Origin of the sequence: Rhodobacter sp. NTK016B (assembly GCF_017303295.1) — a bacterium.
In the GTDB taxonomy this organism is placed as follows: Bacteria; Pseudomonadota; Alphaproteobacteria; order Rhodobacterales; family Rhodobacteraceae; genus Pararhodobacter.
On record NZ_JAFKOK010000003.1, the window covers coordinates 62172 to 84701 of the forward strand.

At 66.5% G+C, this 22530-nt stretch carries 20 protein-coding genes; 11 read left to right on the forward strand and 9 right to left on the reverse strand.

Annotated elements, in window-relative coordinates:
- Positions 1-443: 443 nt before the first annotated feature.
- Positions 444-1805 carry a dicarboxylate/amino acid:cation symporter gene (locus JI664_RS04675; RefSeq protein ID WP_207012569.1) on the forward strand — a complete coding sequence of 454 codons (1362 nt, stop codon included), beginning with the start codon at positions 444-446 and terminating at the stop codon, positions 1803-1805.
- A gap of 39 nt (positions 1806-1844) precedes the next feature.
- On the opposite strand, the gene JI664_RS04680 is transcribed toward JI664_RS04675, so the two are convergent.
- Complete coding sequence (locus tag JI664_RS04680) at positions 1845-3272, reverse strand: DUF2252 domain-containing protein (protein WP_207012570.1); 1428 nt, start codon at positions 3270-3272, stop codon at positions 1845-1847.
- A 192-nt stretch (positions 3273-3464) separates the two neighbouring features.
- Between JI664_RS04680 and JI664_RS04685 the strand changes: the two genes are divergently transcribed.
- Positions 3465-5363 (forward strand): PhoX family protein, encoded by a 1899-nt coding sequence (locus tag JI664_RS04685; RefSeq protein ID WP_207012571.1) that lies wholly within the window; start codon positions 3465-3467, stop codon positions 5361-5363.
- Between the two features lie 178 nt (positions 5364-5541).
- Here JI664_RS04685 and argC read toward each other — a convergent pair whose 3' ends face one another.
- Positions 5542-6459, reverse strand: a complete 918-nt coding sequence (argC, locus tag JI664_RS04690; RefSeq protein WP_207012572.1) for an N-acetyl-gamma-glutamyl-phosphate reductase — start codon at positions 6457-6459, stop codon at positions 5542-5544.
- A 150-nt stretch (positions 6460-6609) separates the two neighbouring features.
- On the opposite strand from argC, the gene JI664_RS04695 reads away from it, so the two are divergent.
- Both JI664_RS04695 and JI664_RS04700 read left to right on the forward strand, forming a co-directional pair.
- Positions 6610-7779 (forward strand): alpha-hydroxy acid oxidase, encoded by a 1170-nt coding sequence (locus JI664_RS04695; RefSeq protein WP_207012573.1) that lies wholly within the window; start codon positions 6610-6612, stop codon positions 7777-7779.
- 221 nt (positions 7780-8000) lie between these two features.
- Complete coding sequence (locus tag JI664_RS04700) at positions 8001-8429, forward strand: FKBP-type peptidyl-prolyl cis-trans isomerase (protein ID WP_207012574.1); 429 nt, start codon at positions 8001-8003, stop codon at positions 8427-8429.
- A 60-nt stretch (positions 8430-8489) separates the two neighbouring features.
- On the opposite strand, the gene JI664_RS04705 is transcribed toward JI664_RS04700, so the two are convergent.
- Positions 8490-9113, reverse strand: a complete 624-nt coding sequence (locus tag JI664_RS04705) for a LysE family translocator (RefSeq protein ID WP_207012575.1) — start codon at positions 9111-9113, stop codon at positions 8490-8492.
- A 102-nt stretch (positions 9114-9215) separates the two neighbouring features.
- Between JI664_RS04705 and JI664_RS04710 the strand changes: the two genes are divergently transcribed.
- Positions 9216-9794: a thymidine kinase gene (locus JI664_RS04710; RefSeq protein ID WP_207012576.1), complete on the forward strand. Its 579-nt coding sequence runs from the start codon at positions 9216-9218 to the stop codon at positions 9792-9794.
- A 107-nt stretch (positions 9795-9901) separates the two neighbouring features.
- Here JI664_RS04710 and purS read toward each other — a convergent pair whose 3' ends face one another.
- Positions 9902-10141, reverse strand: coding sequence for a phosphoribosylformylglycinamidine synthase subunit PurS (gene purS, locus JI664_RS04715; protein WP_207012577.1), 240 nt, complete (start codon positions 10139-10141; stop codon positions 9902-9904).
- A gap of 12 nt (positions 10142-10153) precedes the next feature.
- On the reverse strand, positions 10154-10915 hold the full coding sequence (gene purC, locus JI664_RS04720) for a phosphoribosylaminoimidazolesuccinocarboxamide synthase (RefSeq protein ID WP_207012578.1): 762 nt from the start codon (positions 10913-10915) through the stop codon (positions 10154-10156).
- A gap of 242 nt (positions 10916-11157) precedes the next feature.
- Here purC and JI664_RS04725 point away from each other — a divergent pair, with 242 nt between their 5' ends.
- From JI664_RS04725 to JI664_RS04740, 4 genes are all read left to right on the forward strand, one after another.
- The gene (locus JI664_RS04725) at positions 11158-11472 is read left to right on the forward strand and encodes a DUF1476 domain-containing protein (RefSeq protein ID WP_207012579.1); all 315 of its coding nucleotides are present in this window, start codon (positions 11158-11160) and stop codon (positions 11470-11472) included.
- A 219-nt stretch (positions 11473-11691) separates the two neighbouring features.
- Positions 11692-12738 carry a betaine--homocysteine S-methyltransferase gene (bmt, locus tag JI664_RS04730; protein ID WP_207012580.1) on the forward strand — a complete coding sequence of 349 codons (1047 nt, stop codon included), beginning with the start codon at positions 11692-11694 and terminating at the stop codon, positions 12736-12738.
- Between the two features lie 130 nt (positions 12739-12868).
- On the forward strand, positions 12869-14704 hold the full coding sequence (locus tag JI664_RS04735; protein WP_207012581.1) for a M3 family oligoendopeptidase: 1836 nt from the start codon (positions 12869-12871) through the stop codon (positions 14702-14704).
- A gap of 10 nt (positions 14705-14714) precedes the next feature.
- Positions 14715-15446, forward strand: coding sequence for a sulfotransferase (locus JI664_RS04740; RefSeq protein WP_207012582.1), 732 nt, complete (start codon positions 14715-14717; stop codon positions 15444-15446).
- A 148-nt stretch (positions 15447-15594) separates the two neighbouring features.
- Here JI664_RS04740 and JI664_RS04745 read toward each other — a convergent pair whose 3' ends face one another.
- Positions 15595-16971 (reverse strand): FAD-binding oxidoreductase, encoded by a 1377-nt coding sequence (locus JI664_RS04745; protein WP_207012583.1) that lies wholly within the window; start codon positions 16969-16971, stop codon positions 15595-15597.
- A gap of 134 nt (positions 16972-17105) precedes the next feature.
- Here JI664_RS04745 and JI664_RS04750 point away from each other — a divergent pair, with 134 nt between their 5' ends.
- A complete protein-coding gene (locus tag JI664_RS04750; protein ID WP_207012584.1) occupies positions 17106-18770 on the forward strand; it encodes a chloride channel protein in 1665 nt (554 codons plus the stop codon).
- A gap of 100 nt (positions 18771-18870) precedes the next feature.
- Here the strand turns inward: JI664_RS04750 and JI664_RS04755 are convergent, their stop codons facing one another.
- The 3 genes from JI664_RS04755 to JI664_RS04765 are packed head-to-tail and all read right to left on the reverse strand — an operon-like array spanning position 18871 to position 21752.
- The gene (locus JI664_RS04755; protein ID WP_207012585.1) at positions 18871-19836 is read right to left on the reverse strand and encodes a site-specific tyrosine recombinase XerD; all 966 of its coding nucleotides are present in this window, start codon (positions 19834-19836) and stop codon (positions 18871-18873) included.
- Positions 19836-21581: a hypothetical protein gene (locus tag JI664_RS04760; RefSeq protein WP_207012586.1), complete on the reverse strand. Its 1746-nt coding sequence runs from the start codon at positions 21579-21581 to the stop codon at positions 19836-19838. The genes JI664_RS04755 and JI664_RS04760 overlap by 1 nt, the downstream gene beginning before the upstream one ends.
- Positions 21582-21587: 6 nt before the next feature.
- Complete coding sequence (locus JI664_RS04765; protein WP_168192297.1) at positions 21588-21752, reverse strand: hypothetical protein; 165 nt, start codon at positions 21750-21752, stop codon at positions 21588-21590.
- Positions 21753-21944: 192 nt separating this feature from the next.
- Between JI664_RS04765 and JI664_RS04770 the strand changes: the two genes are divergently transcribed.
- Positions 21945-22529, forward strand: a complete 585-nt coding sequence (locus JI664_RS04770; RefSeq protein WP_286173854.1) for a shikimate kinase — start codon at positions 21945-21947, stop codon at positions 22527-22529.
- Position 22530: the final 1 nt, after the last annotated feature.

A 22530-nucleotide genomic window follows, 5' to 3' on the forward strand; every position in this document is an offset into this window, starting at 1 on the left:
GTGACCTGAGTGTTGAGTAGCCGTTCGCTACGTCAGCGCGTGCCAAGGTTTGCCCTAACTCGTAATCACGCAAAGGTAAGTTCCAGAGGGGAGCGGCAAGCCGGATGAAAAGCTGTGACCGAGGTGCGGTGCCGGAGCAGCCCCCGGGGCAACTCCTATGCGCATTACGGGCGGCGCAACGGCCGGGGCCGTTAACTAGGTGCAATCAGGCCGGGTGGCAGAGCCCGGCGCGGGTCCGACGGCCTCGGTGACGATGTCTTCAGGCGCTCGTCACCGGGCCACCCTGCGTATCGCGATCTGCCCGGAAATGCGCATCGCGGTATCTACCGGGCCGGATTGGGATTTTTTTGAGAAACTGGGCGGTGCGGAACGCAACTCTGAGGTCGACTTTTCGGTTGTGTCGGTGACACTGAACCCGACGCACCAACCCAGAGGAGTCCCCGATGAGTGTCAAACCCGCGCGCCCGCGCCTGTCCCTGACCACGCAGGTCCTTGTCTGCATGGGCGCTGGCCTGGTGCTGGGCGTGATCCTGAACCTGCTGCAGATCCCGTTCATCAACACCCATATCATCGGCGGCCTGTTCGGCATGATCGGCCGGATGTTCGTTAACGCGCTGTCGATGCTGGTCGTGCCGCTGGTCTTCTTCTCGCTCATCTGCGGGGTCGCGGGGATCGGCGATATCCGTATTCTCGGGCGTGTCGGCGGCAAGGCCTTTGCTCTGTATCTGCTGACCACGGCCACGGCGATTGCCATCGCCATCCTCATCGCGCTGGCCGTCGGGCCGGGGCAGGGCTTCGTGATGGAGGGCGTCGATACCTCGGGCGTCACCGCGCGCGAAGCGCCATCGGTCTGGGACACGCTGGCCGCCATTGTGCCGCGTAACCCGGTTGCGGCCTTTGCCAGCGGCGAGATGCTGCAGATCATCTTCTACACCATCATCCTAGGCCTCGCTGCGCTGATGCTGGGCGACCGCTCGAAAGGCTTCGTCGAGGTCTGCGAATACATGAACGAGCTGATGATGAAGGTCGTGCAGATCGTCATGGCTTTCGCGCCGATCGGCGTTTTCTGCCTGATTGCCAAGACTTTCACCGAGCAGGGGATCGGCCTGTTCGTGCCGGTTCTGACCTATGTGCTGGTGCTGGTGGGCGCGCTGCTGCTGCACCTGTTCGGCACGCTCATGCTGTTCTTGAAACTGCTTTCGGGCCTCAGCCCGGCGACCTTCCTGAAGAAGATCCGCCCCGCGCAGATCTTTGCGTTCTCGACCGCCTCGTCGAATGCGACGATCCCCGTCACCCTGCGCTGCGTGACCGAGCGGATGGGCGCCAACAACTCGGTGGCGTCATTCACTGTGCCGTTCGGCGCGACGATCAACATGGACGGCACGGCGATCATGCAGGGCGTGGCGACGGTCTTTCTGGCCAATGTCTATGGCATAGATCTGGGTCTGGGCGGTTACCTGACGGTCATTGCCATGGCGGTGCTGGCCTCGATCGGGACCGCGGGCGTGCCGGGCGTGGGGCTTGTGATGCTGACCATGGTGCTGGGGCAGGTGGGTCTGCCCATTGAGGGGATCGCGCTGATCCTCGGCGTCGATCGGCTGATGGACATGATCCGCACGGTGGTCAACATCACCGGCGACGCGGTGGTCACGACCATCGTCGCCAAGTCCGAAGACAAGATCGAGATGCCGGTCTGGAACGACCCCGACGCGGGCATGATCGATGCCGATACGCTTGATATCGACCCCCAGGCCGAGGCGCATCTGGCTGAGGCCGCGCAGGCCCGCACCACGCACCGGCCCTGAGCAAAGGCGCCCGGCCCCCGATGCGGGGCCGGGTCGCCCTTAACGATAGCGCTTTTGCGCCATGTCGAAAGCGCCGCGCTTGAGGTCCTTGCGGTACAGGGCGTGGTCGTGGCGCAGCCTTTCCAGCGCCTCGCCGCCGAAGCTCAGCAGGTCGTCGATGAACAGAGCGAAGGGCTGCATCGCTTCCAGAATGCGCGGCTCGATCCGGTAATCCAGCGCCCCCGCATCGTCCGAGCGCGCATGCGCCTGCGCCAGCGCCACGCCGCAGGCATGGGCGTAATGCCGCCAGCTTTTCTTCGACAGATCGTCGAGATCGATATCGTCGCGAAACGGCGCGCGCTCGCGCGACATGTAGCTCTCGCCGTCGATCTCGACCGCGCCGTAAAACACGTCGCCCTGCGCCAGATGCACCGATTGGCCATGCGCGATCCGGTCGCCCTTGTCGCCAGCATGAAAGTCGTTTTCGGGCACCAGCCCGTCAAGCGCCGAGCGGCGTGCCTGTTTGAATTCGACGATCAGATCGTCGGTCGCATCGGCACTCGGCCCCTCGATCAGGCAGTAATAGCGCGGCAATCCCAGCGAGGCCGTGCCCTGCCCATGGCGCACGCAGACATCCTTGACCCGCAACTCACCCGCCCGCGCGCCGGGCTCGAGGCCGTTCTGACGCGCCACGGTGTTGACGTGGTCCTGAAACTCGTCGCGTCGGCTCGAGATCGGCGTCAGCTCGCCATTGGCACGAAAGCCGCGTCCCTTTTCGTCGAGATAGCGGTCCCAGAGCCAGCTTTCGCGGCTCTTGCGGGCTTTCTTGAACATCCGCCGGATCACCTTGGGTGAATTGTCCGGGCGCATCTGTTCGCTCGCCTTGCGGTCATGGCGGGCATAGACCCGCATCCCGTTGCGATAGCCCGCGACGAAGCGGCGCGCGATCTTCTCGCGCGTCTTGCGGCCATGCCCGCCGATCTCGGCCGAGGCCAGCAGGAACCCGGTCACGCCGCGTTTCAGATCCCATGTGAAGGGCGCATAGAGCACGTCGTCGAAATCGTTGACGCCGAAGATCGGGACGTTGTCGGCATTGGGCATGATGCCGAAATTCAGCGGATGGACGTCGCCCAAGGCCAGCACGGTGGGCATCCGCTCGTCTTCGCCCAGCATGTCGCGGTGAAAGAGCAGCGAGGTGCCGCGAAAGAAGGAATAGGGTGATTCCGACAGCTTCTCGAACTTTTCGCGCGCGCCTTGGGCCTTCTGGTCGATGCGGATCGCATGGTCTTCGAGGATCGTGTCGCGGACATGCTGACGGCGTTCGAACCCGGTCAGGTTGCTGGGCCGCATCACGCAAGGGTAGCGCACGAAATTGCGGGTCAGTTCGCGATAGGCCTCGACCCGGCTTGCGACCCGCTCGACCGGCGCGCCTGTCTTGGCGCGGGACGGTTTCGACGTCTTGCTGCTGGCGGATTTCGGCTCGGCCATGATCGGCTCCTTGCGCTGGGATGTCGGGCTGGAAAGAGGCAACGCGCGCGCGGCGGGCCTGTTCCCCAAGCGGGTATTTTGCGCTGCGGCCGATGTCATCAAACCGTCGCCGAACTGTCGCGCGGCTTTTGCGATCGCCCGCCTATGGTCCGGCCCGAGTAGACGCTCGCAACCATGAACACAGGTAGCCAGATGACCGACCAGACCAAGCTCCCCGCCAAACTCTCGGCCGACGAATGGGACGAGGTGAACTTCCCGCGCCCCGAAGAGAATGATTTCGACCGCGTGGTGGACCGCGCGCTTAACCGCCGTGGCTTCCTGTCGGGCGTGCTGGCCTTCGGTTCGGGCGCTGCGGTGATGGGCACCGGCCTGCTGTCGGCCCGCGCCGCGCTGGCGCAAACCACCTCGCGCTTCCCCTTCACCCCGATCGCCGCGCAGACCGACCACGCCGTCCACGTGCCCCAGGGCTACAAGGTGCAGGTGCTGGCCAGCTGGGGCGACGCGCTGTTCGCCGATGCCGAGGGCTACGACATCGCCGAGGGCGGCCCGGTCGCCAAGTCGGATCGCATCTTCGGAGAGAATACCGACGGCATGGAGACCTTCAGCTATATGGGTCACCAGCTGATCGCGGTGAACCACGAATACACCAACAACGACATCAACCTGCCCGCGTCGCAGGACGGTGTGCCCGCCTCGGCCGATGACGTGCTGAAGCTGCAGAACCTGCAGGGCGTGACGGTGATGGAAGTCGCGCCGGGCATGGGTGGCTGGTCGGTTGTCGTGGACAGCCCGTTCAACCGCCGTATCCACCACAACACGCCGATGCAACTGGTCGGTCCCGCCGCCGGTCACCCGCTGCTGCAGACCGGGGCCGACGCCTCGGGGACGCAGGCGCTGGGCACGCTGAACAATTGCGGCTCGGGCAAGACGCCGTGGGGCACCTATTTGACCTGCGAAGAGAACTTCAACGGCTATTTCGGCGCGACCGGTGAGATGCCGTCGGACGCGGTTGTCGCGGCGGGTTACGAGCGCTACGGCATCGGCGCCGATGGCTGGGGCTACGATTACCACAAGCACGACGCGCGCTTTGACGTTTCGGCCAATCCCAACGAGCCGCATCGTCACGGCTGGGTGGTCGAGATCGATCCGACCGATCCCGAAAGCACCCCGGTCAAGCATACCGGTCTGGGCCGCTTCAAGCACGAGAATGCCGAAGTCACGCTGGCGCGCGACGGGCGTGTCGTGGTCTATATGGGCGACGACGAGCGCGGCGAATTCATGTACAAATTCGTCTCGAACGGCGTCTACACGCCGGGCGGCTCGACCGATGGTCTGCTTGATGACGGCCAGCTCTATGTCGCGAAGTTCAATGACGACATGACCGGCGAGTGGATCGCGCTGACCCCGGAAGCGACCGGCATGTCGGCCGAGGAAATCCTGATCTTCGCGCGCAAGGCCGGTTCGGCGGTGGGCGCGACGACGATGGACCGTCCGGAATGGATCTCGGTCAATCCCTACGCGATCGAGGGCTATTGCTGCCTGACCAACAACACCCGCCGCGGCACCCGCACCAATGCGGGCGGCGACGAGACCCCGGTCGGCGGCCCCAACCCGCGTGAGGCCAACCAATACGGCCAGATCGTGCGCTGGTTCCCCAATGACGACGACCACGCGGCCAGCGGCTTTGCCTGGGATCTCTATGTCATGGCGGGCAACCCCGAGGTCCATTCGGACGCCTATAGCGGTTCGGAAAACGTCACCGCGGGCAACATGTTTAACTCGCCCGACGGGATGGCCTTCGACCAGACCGGCCTCCTGTGGATCCAGACCGACGGCGACGATTCGAACGAAGGCGACTTCGCGGGTCAGGGCAACAACCAGATGCTCGCGGGCGACCCGGTTTCGGGCGAGATCGCGCGCTTCCTGACGGGCCCCAACGGTTCGGAAGTCACCGGCCTGTGCTGGTCGGAAGATCGCCGCACGATGTTCGTGGGCATCCAGCACCCGGGCGGCAGCTGGCCGATGGAAACGGGCCTGCCGCGCTCGTCGCTGATCGCGGTCAGCCGCGATGACGGCGCGATGGTCGGCTGAGACCAAAACCAGGATTGAACAGGCCGGGCATCCCGCAAGGGGTGCCCGGTCATTTGTGGGACGGATGGTGCGTGCAGAGCACGCACCCTACGAGCGTCGCTTAGGGTGTTGACCGGAACGGCAAAGGGCGGCCCGCATCGGGGCCGCCCTTGTCATGACCGGGGACGGGACGGGGAGATTAAAGCCCCGTACCCTCGTCCACGCCCAGCATCAGGTTGAGGTTCTGCACCGCCGCGCCCGAGGCGCCCTTGCCGAGATTGTCGAGCACCGCCACCAGCGTCGCGGCACCGGTCTTGGCATTGCCATGTACCGACAGTTCCAGCCGGTTGGTGCCGTTCAGCCGCTCGGGCCAGACGCGGGGTTCGTGCACCGACGCGTCGACGAGCGCGACGAAGCGTTCGCCCTCGTAAGCCGCGCTCAGCGCGTCCTGCGCCGCCGCGATGCCGCTCTCGCCGAGATTGGGCAGATGGACGGCAACCGCCATGCCCTGCGCGTAGTGGCCGACCGACGGCACGAAAACCGGCGCGGCGGACAGGCCGCCATGCAGCGTCATCTCGGGCAGGTGCTTGTGGCCCTGCGTCACGCCATACAGGAACGAGCCCGACACCTCGCCATTCTCATATTCCGCGATCATCGACTTGCCGCCGCCGGTATAACCCGACACGCCCGACACGGCGGGCGGCGAGGCGGGGTCGATCAGGCCCGCGCCGACCAGCGGGCGGATCAGCGCGATGGCGCAGGTCGACCAGCAACCGGGATTGGAGACCCGCGTCGCCTGCGCGACCTGCTGGCGCTGACCCTCAGCCATTTCGGGGAAGCCGAACACCCAGCCCGCCGCGACCCGATGCGCGGTCGAGGCGTCGATCAGCCGCGTGCCATAGGGCTCGGCCAGCGCCGCCGCTTCGCGCGCGGCGTCGTCGGGCAGGCACAGGATGGCGATATCGGCTTCGGCCAGCGCTTCGCGCCGCGCGGCCTGATCCTTTCGCAACTCGACGGGGACCTGCACGAGGGTGATGTCGTCGCGGTTCTGCAGCCGCTCGCGGATCTGCAGGCCCGTCGTGCCGACCTCGCCATCGATGAAGACCTTATGTGCCATGGGAACCCCCGTTGCGATACGCCTCGTGACCTACGATAAAGCCGGTGAACCCGCAAGCGCGCAGCCCGTCCTGCGTGGCCACCTGTGGCGGTCGTCTTGCACGGGTCCATTGCTGCTGGTAAGAAATTCTGACCAATTCGGGAGGGGCTGATGGCCGTCTACACTACGATCGAGGACATGCACCGCGTCTACAAGCGCCGCGTCCCCAAGATGTTCTACGATTACTGCGAATCCGGAAGCTGGACCGAGCAGACCTTCACCGAGAACAAGACCGATTTCCAGAAGATCCACCTGCGCCAGCGGGTAGCGGTCGATATGTCCAACCGCTCGACCCGGTCCGAGATGATCGGGCAGGACGTCGCGATGCCCGTAGCGCTGGCCCCGGTCGGGCTGACGGGGATGCAGCACGCCGATGGCGAGATCGCGGCGGCGCGCGCGGCGGGCAAGTTCGGCGTGCCCTTCACCCTGTCGACGATGTCGATCTGTTCGATCGAGGACGTGGCCGAACACACCGAAAAGCCCTTCTGGTTCCAGCTCTACGTGATGAAGGACTGGGATTTCGTTGCCCGCATCCTGCAACGCGCCAAGGACGCCAAATGCTCGGCGCTGGTGCTGACGCTGGATCTGCAGCTGATGGGGCAGCGCCACAAGGACATCAAGAACGGCCTGAGCGCCCCGCCCAAGCTGACGCCCGCCGTGATCGCCGATCTGGCGACCAAATGGCGCTGGGGGATGGGGATGCTGGGCACCAAGCGGCGGTTCTTCGGCAATATCGTCGGCCACGCCAAGGGCGTGACCGATGCTGCCGCCCTGGGCGCCTGGACGGCCGAGCAGTTCGATCTGGAACTCGACTGGGCCAAGATCGAGCGTATCCGCGACATGTGGGGCGGCAAGCTGATCCTCAAGGGCATCAACGATCCCGAGGACGCGGTCATGGCCACCAAGATCGGCGCTGACGCGATCACCGTGTCGAACCATGGCGGGCGTCAGCTCGATGGCGCGATGTCGTCGATCCGTATGTTGCCGTCGATCGTCGATGCGGTGCAGGGCGATACCGAGATCCATCTCGACAGCGGCATCCGCACCGGGCAGGACGTGCTCAAGGCGCTCGCTTTGGGCGCTAAGGGCACGATGATCGGCCGGGCCTTCGTCTACGGGCTGGGCGCGGGCGGCGAGGCGGGCGTGTCGAAAGCGCTCGAGATCCTGCATACCGAGCTGGACAAGACCATGGCCCTTTGCGGCGAGCGCGACGTGAAGGCGTTGGGGCGCCACAACCTGATCATGCCGCAGGGGTTCGAGGACCCGACCGTTTCGATCTGAAGGCAGGGAAAGGGGGGCTGTCTGCCCCCCTCTTTGCCTGACGGCAAATTCACCCCCCGAGGATATTTCCGGATCAAAGATGCGCCGATTCCGGGCGGGATCCGGGGCGAAAAGGGGGGTGGGTTTTCCTTTCTGGGCAGGTTTGTTAGGGTTTGGGTTCATCGGAGCCACGCGTATGGACGCCCTCCGCAATCCACTCCTCCCCGAAAACAGGATTTCTCATGACCCAGGCCAAGGCGGGCGACACCGTCCATTTCCACTATACCGGTACTCTTTCCGACGGCACCGTGTTCGACAGTTCCGAAGGGCGCGATCCGCTGTCCTTCACGCTGGGATCGGGCCAGATCATCCCCGGTCTGGACGCTGCGATCGACGGCATGTCGGTGGGTGAGCAGAAGACTGTGACGATCCCCTGCACCGAGGCTTACGGCGAGCATGACGCGCGCGCGCGTCAGGCCGTGCCGCGCGACCAGATCCCCGACACGATCCCGGTCGATCCTGGCACTCAGTTGCAGATGAAATCGCCCGAGGGTCAGGTGATCCCGGTCGTGGTGATCGAAGCCAATGACGAGCACGTCGTGCTCGACGCCAATCACCCGCTGGCTGGCAAGGATCTGACCTTCGCGGTCGAGATCGTCTCGGTCGCGTGAGTCTTCGCTTGAAAACGGGCGCCTGAAGACTGGCGTCTGAAAACGGGCGCCAGAAGCGGCTCAGGCGCGGCGCAGGGTAGCGGTCATCAGGCCCATGCCCACCAGCGCCGCGCCGCCCAGCCGGGTCAGCCCGGCAATGACACGCGGACGCGCCAGTCGCGCGCGCATCTGGCTCGCCGCCAGTGCCCAGGCGAGGGCGTTGAGCCCCGCAAGCGTCACGAAGGTCACGACCAGAAGCGCGAATTGCGGCAGGACGGCGGCCTGTGGATCGGTGAACTGCGGCACGAAAGCAACGAAAAAGGCGATGGATTTCGGGTTCAGCATGGTCACCATCAGCCCGTCGCGGAACACCCGTTTGCCGGGGCGTGCGGGGATAGCGCCGCACGCCTGGAACGCCGCCCCGCCCGAGCGCCAGAGCTGTACGCCCAGATACACCAGATAGATCGCCCCCAGCCCCTTGAGCATGGTGAAGGCCGTGGCCGAGGCCGCGATCAGCGCGCCCAAGCCGGCCAGCGAGGCACTCATCGCCAGCGCGTCGCCCAGCGTGATCCCCGCCACCATCGCCAGCGCGCCGGCGCGGCCTTGCCGCATCGCGTGACCGAGGATCAGGAAATTCGTGGGGCCGGGGATCAGCAGAAGCGCGACCGAAGCGAGCACGAAGGCGAGCCAGAGATGCAGGTCCATGGGGCATTCCTTGCAGTAAGCGTGGGGCCTCAGCAAAGACAGCCGCCGCGCGCGCTGTCCACCCCTTTCAACGGGCGCGGGCGCGGGCTAAAGACCCGGATCATGGCAAAGCTCTATTTCCACTACTCGACGATGAACGCGGGCAAGTCGACGATCCTGTTGCAGGCCGCGCATAATTACCGCGAGCGGGGCATGGAGCCCTATCTCGTCACGGCGCAATTCGACAACCGCGCGGGCGAAGGGCGGATCGGCTCCCGGATCGGCATCGGCGCCGCCTCGGACACCTTCGCCGAGGGCGAGGATCTGCTCGCCAAGATTGCCGCGCGGCTCGAACGCGGCCCCTGCGCCTGTGTCTTCGTCGACGAGGCGCAGTTTCTGTCCGAAGAGCAGGTCTGGCAACTGGCGCGCGCGGTCGACGATCTGCGCGTGCCGGTCATGTGCTACGGTCTGCGGGTGGATTTTCGCGGCAAGCTGTTTCCCGGCTCGGCCGCGCTTCTGGCGCTGGCCGACGAGATGCGCGAGGTGCGAACGATCTGCCATTGCGGCAAGAAGGCGACGATGGTGATCCGGCAAGGGCCTGACGGCAAAGCGCTGCGCGACGGCGCGCAGGTGCAGATCGGCGGGAACGAGACCTATGTCTCGCTCTGCCGCAGACACTGGTGTGAAGCGATGGGCGTCTGAGCCGCGCGCCTCATCATTAATCCGAAAATATCCCGGGGGGTGAGCGCGTCAGCGCGAGGGGGCGAGCAGCCCCCTTTTCCGTCGTCGAGGACGCGCGCGGCGCGCGATCAGTCCAGCGCGATCTCGTAGCGTTCGATCACCGTATTGGCGAGCAGCTTCTCGCACATCGCCTTGACCTCGGCCTCGGCTTTGGCCGGGTCGGTTTCGGTCAGGTCGAGCTCGATCACCTTGCCCTGACGCACCGCCTCGACCCCGTCGAAACCCAAAGCGCCCAGAGCGTGGCGCACGGCCTCGCCCTGCGGGTCCAGAACGCCGGTCTTCAGCATGACATGAACGCGCGCTTTCATCGGTTCGTCCTTTTAGTTCATCAGTTTGGGCTTGGTGATCGGGGTCGCGTTCGAGGGCATCACGCCCAGCCGCCGCGCGACCTCGGTATAGGCTTCTGACAGGTTGCCCAGATCGCGGCGGAACACGTCCTTGTCCAGCTTCTGGCCGGTCTTGGCGTCCCACAGGCGGCAGCTGTCGGGGCTGATTTCGTCGGCCACAACAAGGCGCATGAAATCGCCGTCATAGATGCGGCCGATTTCGATCTTGAAATCCACCAGCTTGATGCCGACGCCCATCATCACGCCCGACAGGAAGTCGTTCACGCGCAGGGCCAGTGCGACGATATCGTCGAGATCCTGATGCGTGGCCCAGCCGAAGGCGAGGACATGCTCTTCGCTCACCATCGGGTCGTGCAAGTCATCGTTCTTGTAGTAGAATTCGACGATCGGGCGGGGCAGGGCGGTACCCTCTTCGATGCCCAGCCGCTTCGAGATCGACCCGGCGGCGACATTGCGCACAACCACTTCCAGCGGGATGATCTCGACCGCGCGGATAAGTTGCTCGCGCATGTTGATGCGCTTGATGAAATGCGTAGGCACGCCGATCTCGTTGAGGCCGGACATGAAATACTCGGACAGCCGGTTGTTCAGGACACCCTTGCCTTCGACCTGGGCGTGCTTTTCGCCATTGCCGGCCGTGGTGTCATCCTTGAAATACTGGACATAGGTTCCGGGTTCGGGGCCTTCATACAGGATCTTGGCCTTGCCCTCGTAAACCTTCGTGCGTCTCGCCATGTCCGGTGATTCCCCGATTGGCCCGCGGCATGGGCCCGGGCGGCTGCAGTCTGGCCCGGCTATACGCCATGCGGTCCCGACCCGCAAGCGGCGCTCCGGACGCGCCCGATGCGTTGGCAACAGGGTCGCGAAGAGGTGCGGCACGGGGATGCAGGGCCGCAAACAAGGCTTGCAGCGCAGGCGCAATCCGCCCATATCAGGAACGGAAACGACCCAACGGCATGCCACGAGAGGCCCGAGACATGACCACTTTCGACGATCGCGAGAATGCATTCGAAGCGAAATACGCCCATGACGCCGAAATGGCCTTCAAAGCGGTGTCGCGCCGCAACAAGGCGCTCGGCCTGTGGGCAGCCGGGCTTCTGGGCAAGGACGGCGATGCCGCCGGCGCCTATGCGATGGAAGTGATCGCCGCCGATTTCGAGGAAGAGGGCGACGAGGACGTCGTGCGCAAGCTCGTCAAGGATCTGGACGGCAAGGCGACCGAGGCCGAGATCCGCGCCAAGATGGCGGCGACCCTGCTCGAGGTCAAAGACAAGATGGTGCGCGAGGGCTGAGACCCGCTCACGGCCCGTTCAAGGCCCGCTCAAAGCCCATCTGCGGCCCGACCTTCGAGGCAGACCATGGTGCGTCCGGGAACAGGATGAGACACGGCAAATTGAGGCCAGTTTCATCATCATCATGAGCGCGCTGCATTTGCCAGAACCGGCCGGATATGCGAAAACCCGGACGCGCCGCGACCTGCGGCGCGTTTTGCATTTCACCCGAGGTTCCTGATGCCCATCACGCCCGATCCCCTGTCCGCTCTTCTGGCCGAACGCGGCGTCTTGCTGGCCGATGGCGCCACGGGGACCAACCTGTTCAACATGGGTCTCAGCTCGGGCGATGCGCCGGAATTCTGGAATATCGACCATCCCGACCGCATCCGGCGGCTCTATGCCTCGGCGGTCGAGGCGGGATCGGACCTGTTTCTGACCAATTCCTTCGGCGGCAATGCCAGCCGTCTGAAACTGCACGCTGCCGAGACCCGCGTGCGCGAGCTCAACCGCATCGCCGCCGAGCTGGGCCGCGAGGTCGCGGACAAGGCGGGCCGTAAGGTTCTGGTCGCGGGCTCGATGGGACCGACGGGCGAGATCATGGCGCCGATGGGCAGCCTGACGCATGAGCTGGCGGTCGAAATGTTCCACGAACAGGCCGAGGGTCTGAAAGAGGGTGGCGCCGACATCCTGTGGGTCGAAACCATCTCGGCGCCCGAGGAATACAAGGCCGCCGCCGAAGCCTGCGGCAAGGCGGGCATGCCCTGGGCCGGGACGATGAGCTTCGACACTGCCGGGCGCACCATGATGGGCGTGACCTCGGCCGATTTCGTCAAGCTGGTGGGCAAGCTGGCCAATCCGCCGGTCGCGTTCGGTGCCAATTGCGGGACCGGGGCCTCGGACTTGTTGCGCACGGTTCTGGGCTTCGTGGCGCAGGGGCCGGAAAAGCCGGTCATCGCCAAGGGCAATGCCGGTATCCCGAAATATGTCGACGGCGAAATCAAGTATGACGGTACGCCCGCGCTGATGGCCGATTACGCCGAGCTTGCGCGCAATGCGGGGGCGTCGATCATCGGCGGCTGCTGCGGCACCATGCCCGAGCACCTGCGCGCGATGCGCGAGGCGCTCGACACCCGGCCGCTGGGCGAGCGCCCGACGCTCGAGCAGATCACCGCCGCGCTCGGCGCGTTCAGTTCGGCGCAGGACGGGACCGAGATCACCGGCTGCGGCGATCCCAGCCACGATCACGGCCCGCGCCGCGAACGCCGCGGCCGTCGCCGCAGCTGATCGGCCCGTGACCTGACAGACCCGACGCCCGGCCCCGTTGGTCGGGCGTTTCGCTTAGGCCCGGGGCCCGCATGCTTGCGCCCATGGCCGTGGCTGACTACATCTTTCGCAGCAAAGCGAAAGGTGCCCCATGTTCCGACTTCCCGCCCTGACCGATCTTCGCCGTTTCGACGCCGACGCTGCGGGCAAGAGCCTTGGAAACCTGCCCGAATGGGACCTGAGCGATCTCTATCCCGCGCCCGATGCGCCGGAAGTCGCGCGCGATCTCGACTGGCTCGACACGGCCTGCGCGGATTTCGCGGCGAAATACGAAGGCAAGCTGGCTACGCTCGACGCCGAAGGGATGCTGCAATGCATCCATGATTACGAGGCGATCGACATCACCGCCGGTCGGCTGATGAGCTATGCGGGCCTGCGCTATTACCAATCCACCACCGACAGCGACCGCGCCAAGTTCATGGCCGATGCGCAGGACCGCGTCACCGTCGCCACCACGCCGCTGGTCTTCTTCACGCTGGAAATGAACCGCATCGCGGATGACCGGATGGAAGCGCTGCTGTCGGGTAATGAGGCGCTCAACCGCTATCGCCCGGTGATCGAACGCATGCGCGCCATGCGCCCGCATCAGCTGTCCGACGAGCTTGAGAAGTTCCTGCACGACCAGTCGACGGTTGGCGCGGCGGCGTGGAACCGGCTCTTCGATGAAACCATGGCAAGCCTGTCCTTCGAGGTCGAGGGCGAAGACGAATCCCTGCCGCTGGAAGCCACGCTCAACCTGCTGACCGATCCCGCGCGCGCCAAGCGCGAAGCGGCGGCGCATGCGCTTGCGGGCGTGTTCGAAAAGAATATCCGCCTGTTTACCCGCGTCCACAACACGCTGGCCAAGGAAAAGGAAATCTCCGACCGCTGGCGCAAGATGCCGACGCCGCAACATGGCCGCCACCTGTCGAACCATGTCGAGCCCGAGGTGGTCGAGGCCCTGCGCGACGCCGTGGTCGCCAATTACCCGCGCCTGTCGCACCGCTATTACGCGCTCAAGGCCAAGTGGCTGGGGCTCGATCATCTCGAAGTCTGGGACCGCAACGCGCCGCTGCCGATCGAGTCGCCGCGCACCATCGGCTGGGATACCGCGCGCTCGATGGTGATGGATGCCTATGCCGATTTCGACCCCCGCATGGCCGAACTGGCCGAGCCCTTTTTCGACAAGGGCTGGATCGATGCAGGCGTGAAGATGGGCAAGGCGCCCGGCGCCTTCGCGCATCCGACCGTCACCACCGTGCACCCCTATGTGATGCTCAACTATCTGGGCAAACCGCGCGACGTGATGACCCTCGCGCATGAACTGGGCCACGGCGTGCACCAGCGCTTGGCCGCCGGGCAGGGCGAGCTTTTGTCGGCCACCCCGCTCACGCTGGCCGAAACCGCCTCGGTCTTCGGCGAGATGCTGACCTTCCAGAAACTGCTCGCCGGCGCCAAGACCAAGGCCGAGCGCAAGACGCTTCTGGCGGGCAAGGTCGAGGACATGATCAACACCGTCGTGCGCCAGATCGCGTTCTACGATTTCGAATGCAAGCTGCACGCGGCGCGGCGCGAGGGAGAGCTGACCTCGGACGATATCAACGCGCTGTGGATGTCGGTGCAGGCCGAAAGCCTCGGGCCGGTCTTCCGCTTTATGGACGGCTACGAGACCTTCTGGTCCTATGTCCCCCATTTCGTCCACTCGCCGTTCTACGTCTATGCCTACGCTTTCGGCGACGGTCTGGTGAACGCGCTCTACGCGGCCTACAAGGACGCGCCCGAGGGCTTCCAGGAGAAGTATTTCGACATGCTCAAGGCGGGCGGCTCGAAGCACCATAAAGAGCTTCTCGCGCGCTTCGGCCTCGACGCCTCGGACCCGGCCTTCTGGAACAAGGGGCTCGACATGATTTCGGGCTTCATCGACGAGTTGGAAGCGATGGAGGAGTGAGGCCCGCGCGATGGACCCCTTCCTCATCATCGGCCAGCCCCGCAGCGGCACGACCTATCTGCAGACGCTCATCAATGCCCATCCCGACGCGCATTGCCGGGGTGAGCTGTTCGATCCCTGGCAGATCGACGACGACGGCGAGAAGACGCAGGGCCTTGACGCGGTGATCGCCCGCGACGCGGACCCGGCGGGCTTTCTCGACGGGCGCCTGCAGGCACCGCGCGGCTTGTGGCGGCGCGGTCCGCGCTGCATCGGCGCCAAGGTGCTGTTCCAGCACCACCCGGCGCTGTTGGCGCGCTACATTCCCGCGCGGCCCGGACTGCGTCTGATCCATGTCCGGCGCGAGAACAAGCTCGCGCAATTCGCCTCGATGCAGCAGGTGGCGAAAACCGGGCAATGGACGGCGGCGGGCGGCGGCGGTGCGGCCCCCCGGATCGAGGCCGCGCCCTTCTGGGCAGCCTCTGAATGCAACCGCATGGAAAATGAGGATTTTCTGCTCGACGCCTGGCTTGCGACTCTGCCCAATCCGGTGCTGCGGGTGACCTATCGCGGCCTCTTTGCTCAGGATTTCGAAGCCCGGCTGCAGAACTTCCTCGGCCTGACGATCGCCGGTCCGCTCACCAGCAGCCTGAAGAAACAGGGCCAGAACACGATCCTCGACCGCTTCGCCAGCCCGGCGCCGATCGAACGCTATTTCCGCGAAACCGGACGGGCCGATTGGCTGGGCCCCGAACTGGCCTGACAACTGGCCTGATCGCCATCTTTGATCCGGAAATATCCCGGGGGGAGCGTAGCGGGGGGCAGCGCCCCCTCCTGCCGCAAGGCAGGCGCGGCGCGAGGGGGCTCGATGCTCCCGACGCGCCGCCCCCTTAAGGCTCCGTTGCCGAGCGTCAGTTTCCGGGCAGCAGCTTGCCCGGGTTCATCAGCCCCTCGGGGTCGATGGCCGCCTTGATCGCGCCCATCACGTCCCAGGCATCGCCATGCTCGGCGCGCATGTATTTCGTCTTGCCCATGCCGATCCCGTGCTCGCCGCTGACCGTGCCACCCAGCCGCAAGGCGCGCTCGGCCATGTTGGCGGCCAGCTTCATCGCGGTGTCCTTCTGGCTCGCATCGCCCAGTTTGGGCAACAGCAGGACGTGGAAATTTCCATCGCCGACATGGCCCACGATCGGTCCCGGAATGCCCGAGGCCTCGATCTCGGCTGCGGTTTCTTCCACCGCCTGCGCCAGTTTCGAGATCGGCACGCAGATATCGGTGGTGATCGGATCGCAGCCGGGATTGGCGCGCATCATCGTCGGATAGGCATTGTGCCGCATCGCCCAGAGCGCGTTGCGCTCTTCGGGCTTCTCGGCCCAGCGGAACCCCTTCGCGCCGAAATCGCCGGCGATGTCTTCGAACCGCTCAAGCTGTTCGGCCACGCCGGCCTCGGTGCCGTGGAATTCCAGCATCAGATGCGGCGCGTCCGGCCAGTCGGTGCCTGCCGCGCGGTTGAAGGATTCTGCCGCCACCGCGTCGACGAATTCGATCCGCGCCATCGGGATACCCGACTGGATGGTGGTGATCACCGCATCCACCGCGCCGTCCATCGTCTCGAAGGCGCAGACCGCCGAGCGCACGGCCTCGGGCTGGCCATGCAGCTTCAGCGTGAGTTCCGTGATCAGTCCCAGCGTGCCTTCCGAGCCCACGAACAGGGCCGTCAGGTCGTAGCCGGTCGAGGATTTCGGCGCCCGTGTGCCGGTGCGGATGATCCGCCCGTCGGGCAGCACCACTTCCAGCCCCAGCACATTGGCCTTCATCGTGCCGTAGCGCACCGCCGTCGTGCCCGAGGCGCGCGTCGAGGCCATCCCCCCGAGCGAGGCATTCGCGCCCGGATCGACGGGGAAGAACAGGCCCGTCGCGCGCAGTTCGGTGTTCAGCTCTTCACGCGTGATGCCGGGCTGGACCGAGACTACCATGTCTTCGGGCGCCACGTCGAGCACCTTGTTCATCCGGCTGAAATCGACCGTGACGCCGCCGCGCGGTGCCAGCGCGTGCCCTTCAAGCGATGTTCCCGCGCCCCAGCCGATCAGCGGCAGACCGGCGGCGCGGCAGATCGTGACGATCTGCGCCACCTCTTCGGTGCTTTCGGGATAGGCGACCGCGTCGGGCGGCATGTCCTGAAAATGTCCCTCGGAACGGCCATGCAGGTCGCGGTCGGATTGCGAGCGGTTCAGCCGCTTGCCCAGAAGATCCGCCAGCGCCTCGAAGGCTGCCTCATGTGTCGACATAACGTCCTCCTCACTTCGCGCGCGACCCTAGCGCGGGGCTCAGGCAGATGCCAGACGCCACGCTGCGCCTCGACACCCCTATGCCCTTGCAAAGCCGGTTGTTCTGCGCTTGCCTGCGCCGTAAGGGAAAGCCCATGTCAAACGACCTATCGCGCCTGAAACTCTTTCGTCTCGCGGGACTTGCATGGCGCAGGCTGCGCCATCACGGCCCGGACGAGGCGCAATTCTGGGTCATCGCGTTTTTCCTTGGCACCGCTGCGGGCGCCGCGGCTTTGCTGTTCCGGCTGGGTGTGGGGCAGCTTGAAAAGCTGCTTTACGACGCCGAAGGCCACGCGGTTCTGGCCCGCGCGGCCGAGATGCCATGGTGGCTGCTGATCGCGATTCCGGCCACGGGCGGGCTGATCGTCGGGCTGATCCTGCACTGGTTCACCCCCGATGGGCGTGTGCGCGCGGTGGCCGATGTGATCGAAGGCTCGGCGCTGGGGCGCGGACGGGTCGAGATGCGCGAAGGGCTGGCCTCGGCGCTGGCATCGATGATCACGCTGGGGTCAGGCGGATCGGCCGGGCGCGAAGGGCCGGTCGTGCACCTTGCGGCGGTGATCTCGACCCGCGTGGCGGACCGGATCCGCGCCAATGGCGTCACCGGGCGCGACCTTTTGGGCTGCGCGGTGGCGGCGGCGGTCTCGGCGTCGTTCAATGCGCCGATTGCCGGGGCGATCTTTGCCATGGAGGTAGTGCTGCGCCACTACGCGCTGCACGCGTTCGCGCCCATCGCCATTGCGTCGATCATGGGCACGCTGGTCAACCGGCTGGCCTTTGGCGACGTGGCCGAATTCACCCTGCCGGTGCGCAACATGGTGGCGTTTTACTGGGAGATCCCGGCTTACCTGATTCTGGGCCTCGTTTGCGGGCTGGTGGCGGTGGCGTTGATGCGGGCGGTGTTCTGGTCCGAGGACGCGGCCAGCGCGCTGCAGGCCCGCACGCATGCGCCGCGCTGGCTCAGACCCGCCGTGGCGGGCGCGATGGTGGGGGCGCTGGCGATCTTCGCGCCGCATGTGATCGGCATCGGCTACGAGGTCACGACGATGGCGCTGACCGGACGCATCGGCCTGACCGAGGCGATCCTGATCGCGCTGGCGAAAACGCTGGCGGTGGCGATCACGCTGGGCGGACGGATGGGCGGCGGCGTATTCTCGCCCGCGCTGGTGGTGGGATCGCTGACCGGGCTCGCTTTCGGGCTGATCGCCACGGGGCTGATCCCGGCCTATTCCGGCAGCGCCACGACCTATGCGCTGGCGGGGATGGGCGCGGTCGCGGCGGCGGTGCTGGGCGCTCCGGTCTCGACCACGCTGATCGTGTTCGAGCTGACCGGCGACTGGCAGACGGCCATCGCGGTGATGGCGGCCGTCTCGACCGCTTCGGCGCTGGCCAGCCGGTTCGTCAAACGCTCGTTCTTCCTGACGCAGCTGGCGCGCCGCGACGTGCGCATCGCGCAGGGACCGCAGGAATATCTGCTGCAACTGGTCTCGGTCAGCACGGCGATGCGCAAACCCGGTGCAGGCGGCGCGCCCGACGAGGCGGCCTTGGCCGCGCTGTTGGAGGAAGGGCGCTCGATCGGCGTCGATTCGCGGTTGAAACCGGCCCTGCGGCTGTTCGAGCGCTCGGGCGCGTCGCATCTGGCAGTGACCCAGCGCAACGCTGAGGGCCGCGTGCAGGTTGTGGGCAGCCTGAGCCATGTCGATGCGCTGAAGGCGTTCAATCAAGCGCTCGCGGCGACGGCGGCGGAAGAGCATTCCTGAGTGCCCTTGCCGGCCGCATGGGGGCCGGGCGTTTCTTGAGTATTTGGAGCAAAGTGAAGGGGCAGGGCGGCGCGCTTGCGCCCGCGCTTGCCCCGGGGGGTCAGTCGCGGGCGAGCGGGTGGTGGTCCATCACCAGCTGGCGCAGGCGTTCGTCGAGCACATGGGTATAGATCTCGGTCGTGCCCAGATCGGCATGGCCCAGAAGCGTCTGGATCACCCGCAGATCGGCGCCGCCCGCGAGCAGATGCGTGGCGAAGGCGTGGCGCAGCACATGCGGGCTGACGCGGGTCGGATCGAGGCCCGCGCGCGCGGCGATCTCCTTGACCAGTGCGTGGAAACGCACGCGGCTCAGGTGCCCCTCGGTCCCGCGCGCGGGAAACAGGAAGCGCGAGGGCGGCGCGCCCTTGGCCTTGGCCGCGTCCTGCGCGGCATCGCGATGGGCGAGCCAGATCGCCACGGCAGTGCGCGCGGGGTCGGACAGCGGCACCAGACGGTCCTTGCCGCCTTTGCCGCGCACCATCAGCATTTCGGGCGCGCCCCTGAGCGCGGCATCGGGCAACGAGACGAGTTCGCTCACCCGCAGGCCGGTTGCATAGAGCAGCTCGAACAGGCAGGCATTGCGCGCGCGGGTCGCGGCGTCGGGGCCGTGATCGCGCGCGGCGTCCAGCAGGCGCGAGACTTCGGCTTCCGACAGCGTGCCCGGCAGGCGCTGGCTGCGGCCCGGCCCGTCGATCTTGAGCACCGGGTTGTCGGGGCGGATCCCTTCGTCATAGGCGAAGCGGAAATATTGCTTGAGCGATGAAAGCCGCCTTGCCCGAGTGGCGCGCGACAGGCCTTCGGTATCGAGCGAAACGAGGTAATCTTCGATCACATCGCGCCCAGCCGTGTCGAGGCTTTCGCCCCGGTCGGCCAGCCAGTCGGCGGCGTGGCTAAGGTCGCGGCCATAAGCCAGAAGCGTGTTGCGCGCGGCGCCGTTCTCGGCGGCGATGGCGTCGAGAAAACCGGAGATCCGGCGCGCGCTGCTTGCAGGCCGGTCGGCCGCGGGCTCTGGTGCAGGGGCAGGCATCAGCCGTTGCGCTCGAGCAGCAAGCTTTCGAGTGCAGTCCGCCGGGCGATGTCTTCGAGCCCCAGCGCACGCAGCGAGGCCAGACCATTGGCCAGCACGCGCGGATCGCCGGGGCCGCCAAGATCGGCGAGGATGCGCAGGATCACCTCGCCCAGCCGCCCCTCGGCCAGCCGGTCGGCCATCTCGTCGGAAACCGGCGGCTCGGGGCCGAAGGCGACCGCCACGGCGCCGGCCAGCTGGCCGGGCATCCGGCCGGCTTCCGCCGGGTCCATGCCACGCGCGATGGCGGCAAGGAAACGCTCTTCGGCCGAGGCGCGCTCGGGGTCGAGACCGAGCGCCACTGTTTCGTAATTCTCCGACAAAAGCCCCGCGCGGAAGGCCACGCGCGCGGCTTGCGGCGTGAGCTCGAGCTGTTGCAGCGGTTGCGAGAACAGCGTGGCCATCGCCACTTCCAGCTCGCCCGCCTGAATGAGCGGCCACGCCGCAAGCAGTGCCTCGGAGGCGGCCGCGCCGTCGCCATCGCGCAAAGCGGCGTCGAGGCGCTGAACCTCGCGCACGCGCTCCCAGATCCCGCCCGAGGCCGCCGCGCTGCGTTCGGTGTAAAGGCCCAGCAACCGGTTCGGAGCCATGGCACCCGCGCGGGTCAGCCGCTCGGCCGCTTCGATCTGCGTGCGCCAGCCCTGCGTGCCGCGCAGGTCCGCATGGGCATAGGCGACCGGCATGCCCAGCGAGGGCTGCGCATCGCCCACCGCTTCGAGCAGCCGCCATGTCAGCGGATCGGGTGTGCCGGGCGGCGGCGGCAGGATCGTGGCAGAGCCGGGCAGCGTAGGGTCGTCGTGCAGGAATTTGTCGAGCAGATCGGCCATGTAAGGCGTGAGCCGCCCCTCGTCCCGGGCGGTTTCGTGCAGCTGCGCCGCGGCGGGCCAGTCGCCCGAACGCGCGAGGCAGAAGATCATCGCCGCGTCATCGCCGACCGGCGGCGGGGCGATGATCGTCTCGCAGACGCGGTCTTCGTCGCCCAGAAGCAGGCCGATATCGAAACGCCGCAGCCGCAGGACGGGCGCATCCGATCCCAGCGGGTCGAGCAAGGCCGCCGCCTGATCGAGCGCGCCGAATTCCACCAGCTTGTCAATGCGCGCGAGCAGGAAGTCGGGCGCGGCGGTATGGGCGGCCTCGGCGCTCAGATCGGCGGGCAGGGCGGCTTCCAGCGTCACCGGCGCGCTGTCCCCGGGGTCCGCGCTGGCGCGCAGGGGCGTGCGGACCGGGTGCTGGACATCGGGCAGCGGGGCCGCGAACTCGGCCAGCAAGAGCCGGTAGGACATGTCGCGCAGGGCGGGCAGCATGTCGGCAGGCAACGCCGCGATCAGTTCGGCCAGCTGCGAGCCGGGGGTGGGGCCCCAGATGGTTTCGGGCAGGCCCACGCGCGCGGCGGGGAACAGGCCGACCGCCTCGGGCCGCAGCGCGTCGAGCGCCCGCACCGAGATTGAGCCTGCGCTGCCGCCCGCCGGCGGGGTTACCGGATAGGCGCCGGGCAGACGGCGCGCATCGTCGCGCAGCCAGTCGATGGCCGAGAGCGGGTTCAGCGGTGCGTTGGCCGCCTGCTGCGGGTTCTGCGGCGGATCCGTTTCCTGGGCCTGAGCCTGCGCCATGGCAGCGGCGTTCAGCGCCATGGCCATCGCCGCAACCCCCAGCATCCGGCGGGGGGCGGGGCGCGTGACTTGGGCCTTCGGGTGGCGCGTGATCATGCCGGGTTAACCCAGTTGCAGATCGACGGGCAGGCTGCGCGGCTCGGGCGTGCGGCCGAGATCGCCGAAATAGGCGAAGGCGACGAAGCCCACGCCGCCCACCAGCACCAGCACCACAATGAGCCGGAACAGGTAGCCAAAGAATCCGGGGCCATCGTTGTATCGGGGCATGGGGCTCGGTCCTCGTCTGACAGGTGCGCGCGTCTTGCGTCGCACGGGATTTTGCGCTGCCGGCTGGATGCCGGTCTTTGCTGTTGCGCCTTACGCGCGATTTATAGCTGGAACTCGGCGTGAGTTCACGCCATTCAGGGCCACATAGCGAAAAATCGCCAGCTTGTGATGTGGAGGACGGCCCGACGGGCCATGGCTATGGAACCGCAGTTGAAGAAAACGGTGGTCATGGTCGGCATGATGGGGGCCGGCAAATCGGCGGTGGGCAAGGAACTGGCTCAGCTGCTGGACGTCCCTTTCGTCGATTCGGATACCGAGATCGAGCGCGCCGCGAATGCCTCGATCGCCGAGATATTCGCGCGCGATGGCGAGCCGTTCTTTCGCGACAAGGAAGCGCAGGTGATCTCGCGGCTTCTGGATGGCACGCCCTGCGTGCTGTCGGTGGGCGGTGGCGCCTTTCTGCGCGCCGAGACCCGCAGGCGCATTTCCGAAGCCGGGGTGTCGGTCTGGCTGAAAGCCGATCTCGACACGCTCTGGCAGCGGGTGCGGCGCAAAGATACCCGTCCGCTTTTGCGCACCCCCAATCCCTACCAGACCCTCGCAGCGCTGATGGCCGACCGCGAGCCCGCCTATGCCGAGGCCGATCTCATCGTCTCGACAGAGGCCGGTTTCGCCATCGAAACCACCGCCGAGAAGGTGATCGAAGCCCTCGCGCGCCGTCCCGACGTGCTGAGTTTCGACGCGCCTCGGGACGACACCCCGCAAGACGAAGAATGAG

Coding starts and splice junctions, on each gene's coding strand:
- JI664_RS04675 (WP_207012569.1), top strand. CDS start 444: ATGAGTGTCAAACCCGCGCGCCCGCGCCTGTCCCTGACCACGCAGGTC.
- JI664_RS04680 (WP_207012570.1), bottom strand. CDS start 3,272: ATGGCCGAGCCGAAATCCGCCAGCAGCAAGACGTCGAAACCGTCCCGC.
- JI664_RS04685 (WP_207012571.1), top strand. CDS start 3,465: ATGACCGACCAGACCAAGCTCCCCGCCAAACTCTCGGCCGACGAATGG.
- argC (WP_207012572.1), bottom strand. CDS start 6,459: ATGGCACATAAGGTCTTCATCGATGGCGAGGTCGGCACGACGGGCCTG.
- JI664_RS04695 (WP_207012573.1), top strand. CDS start 6,610: ATGGCCGTCTACACTACGATCGAGGACATGCACCGCGTCTACAAGCGC.
- JI664_RS04700 (WP_207012574.1), top strand. CDS start 8,001: ATGACCCAGGCCAAGGCGGGCGACACCGTCCATTTCCACTATACCGGT.
- JI664_RS04705 (WP_207012575.1), bottom strand. CDS start 9,113: ATGGACCTGCATCTCTGGCTCGCCTTCGTGCTCGCTTCGGTCGCGCTT.
- JI664_RS04710 (WP_207012576.1), top strand. CDS start 9,216: ATGGCAAAGCTCTATTTCCACTACTCGACGATGAACGCGGGCAAGTCG.
- purS (WP_207012577.1), bottom strand. CDS start 10,141: ATGAAAGCGCGCGTTCATGTCATGCTGAAGACCGGCGTTCTGGACCCG.
- purC (WP_207012578.1), bottom strand. CDS start 10,915: ATGGCGAGACGCACGAAGGTTTACGAGGGCAAGGCCAAGATCCTGTAT.
- JI664_RS04725 (WP_207012579.1), top strand. CDS start 11,158: ATGACCACTTTCGACGATCGCGAGAATGCATTCGAAGCGAAATACGCC.
- bmt (WP_207012580.1), top strand. CDS start 11,692: ATGCCCATCACGCCCGATCCCCTGTCCGCTCTTCTGGCCGAACGCGGC.
- JI664_RS04735 (WP_207012581.1), top strand. CDS start 12,869: ATGTTCCGACTTCCCGCCCTGACCGATCTTCGCCGTTTCGACGCCGAC.
- JI664_RS04740 (WP_207012582.1), top strand. CDS start 14,715: ATGGACCCCTTCCTCATCATCGGCCAGCCCCGCAGCGGCACGACCTAT.
- JI664_RS04745 (WP_207012583.1), bottom strand. CDS start 16,971: ATGTCGACACATGAGGCAGCCTTCGAGGCGCTGGCGGATCTTCTGGGC.
- JI664_RS04750 (WP_207012584.1), top strand. CDS start 17,106: ATGTCAAACGACCTATCGCGCCTGAAACTCTTTCGTCTCGCGGGACTT.
- JI664_RS04755 (WP_207012585.1), bottom strand. CDS start 19,836: ATGCCTGCCCCTGCACCAGAGCCCGCGGCCGACCGGCCTGCAAGCAGC.
- JI664_RS04760 (WP_207012586.1), bottom strand. CDS start 21,581: ATGATCACGCGCCACCCGAAGGCCCAAGTCACGCGCCCCGCCCCCCGC.
- JI664_RS04765 (WP_168192297.1), bottom strand. CDS start 21,752: ATGCCCCGATACAACGATGGCCCCGGATTCTTTGGCTACCTGTTCCGG.
- JI664_RS04770 (WP_286173854.1), top strand. CDS start 21,945: ATGGCTATGGAACCGCAGTTGAAGAAAACGGTGGTCATGGTCGGCATG.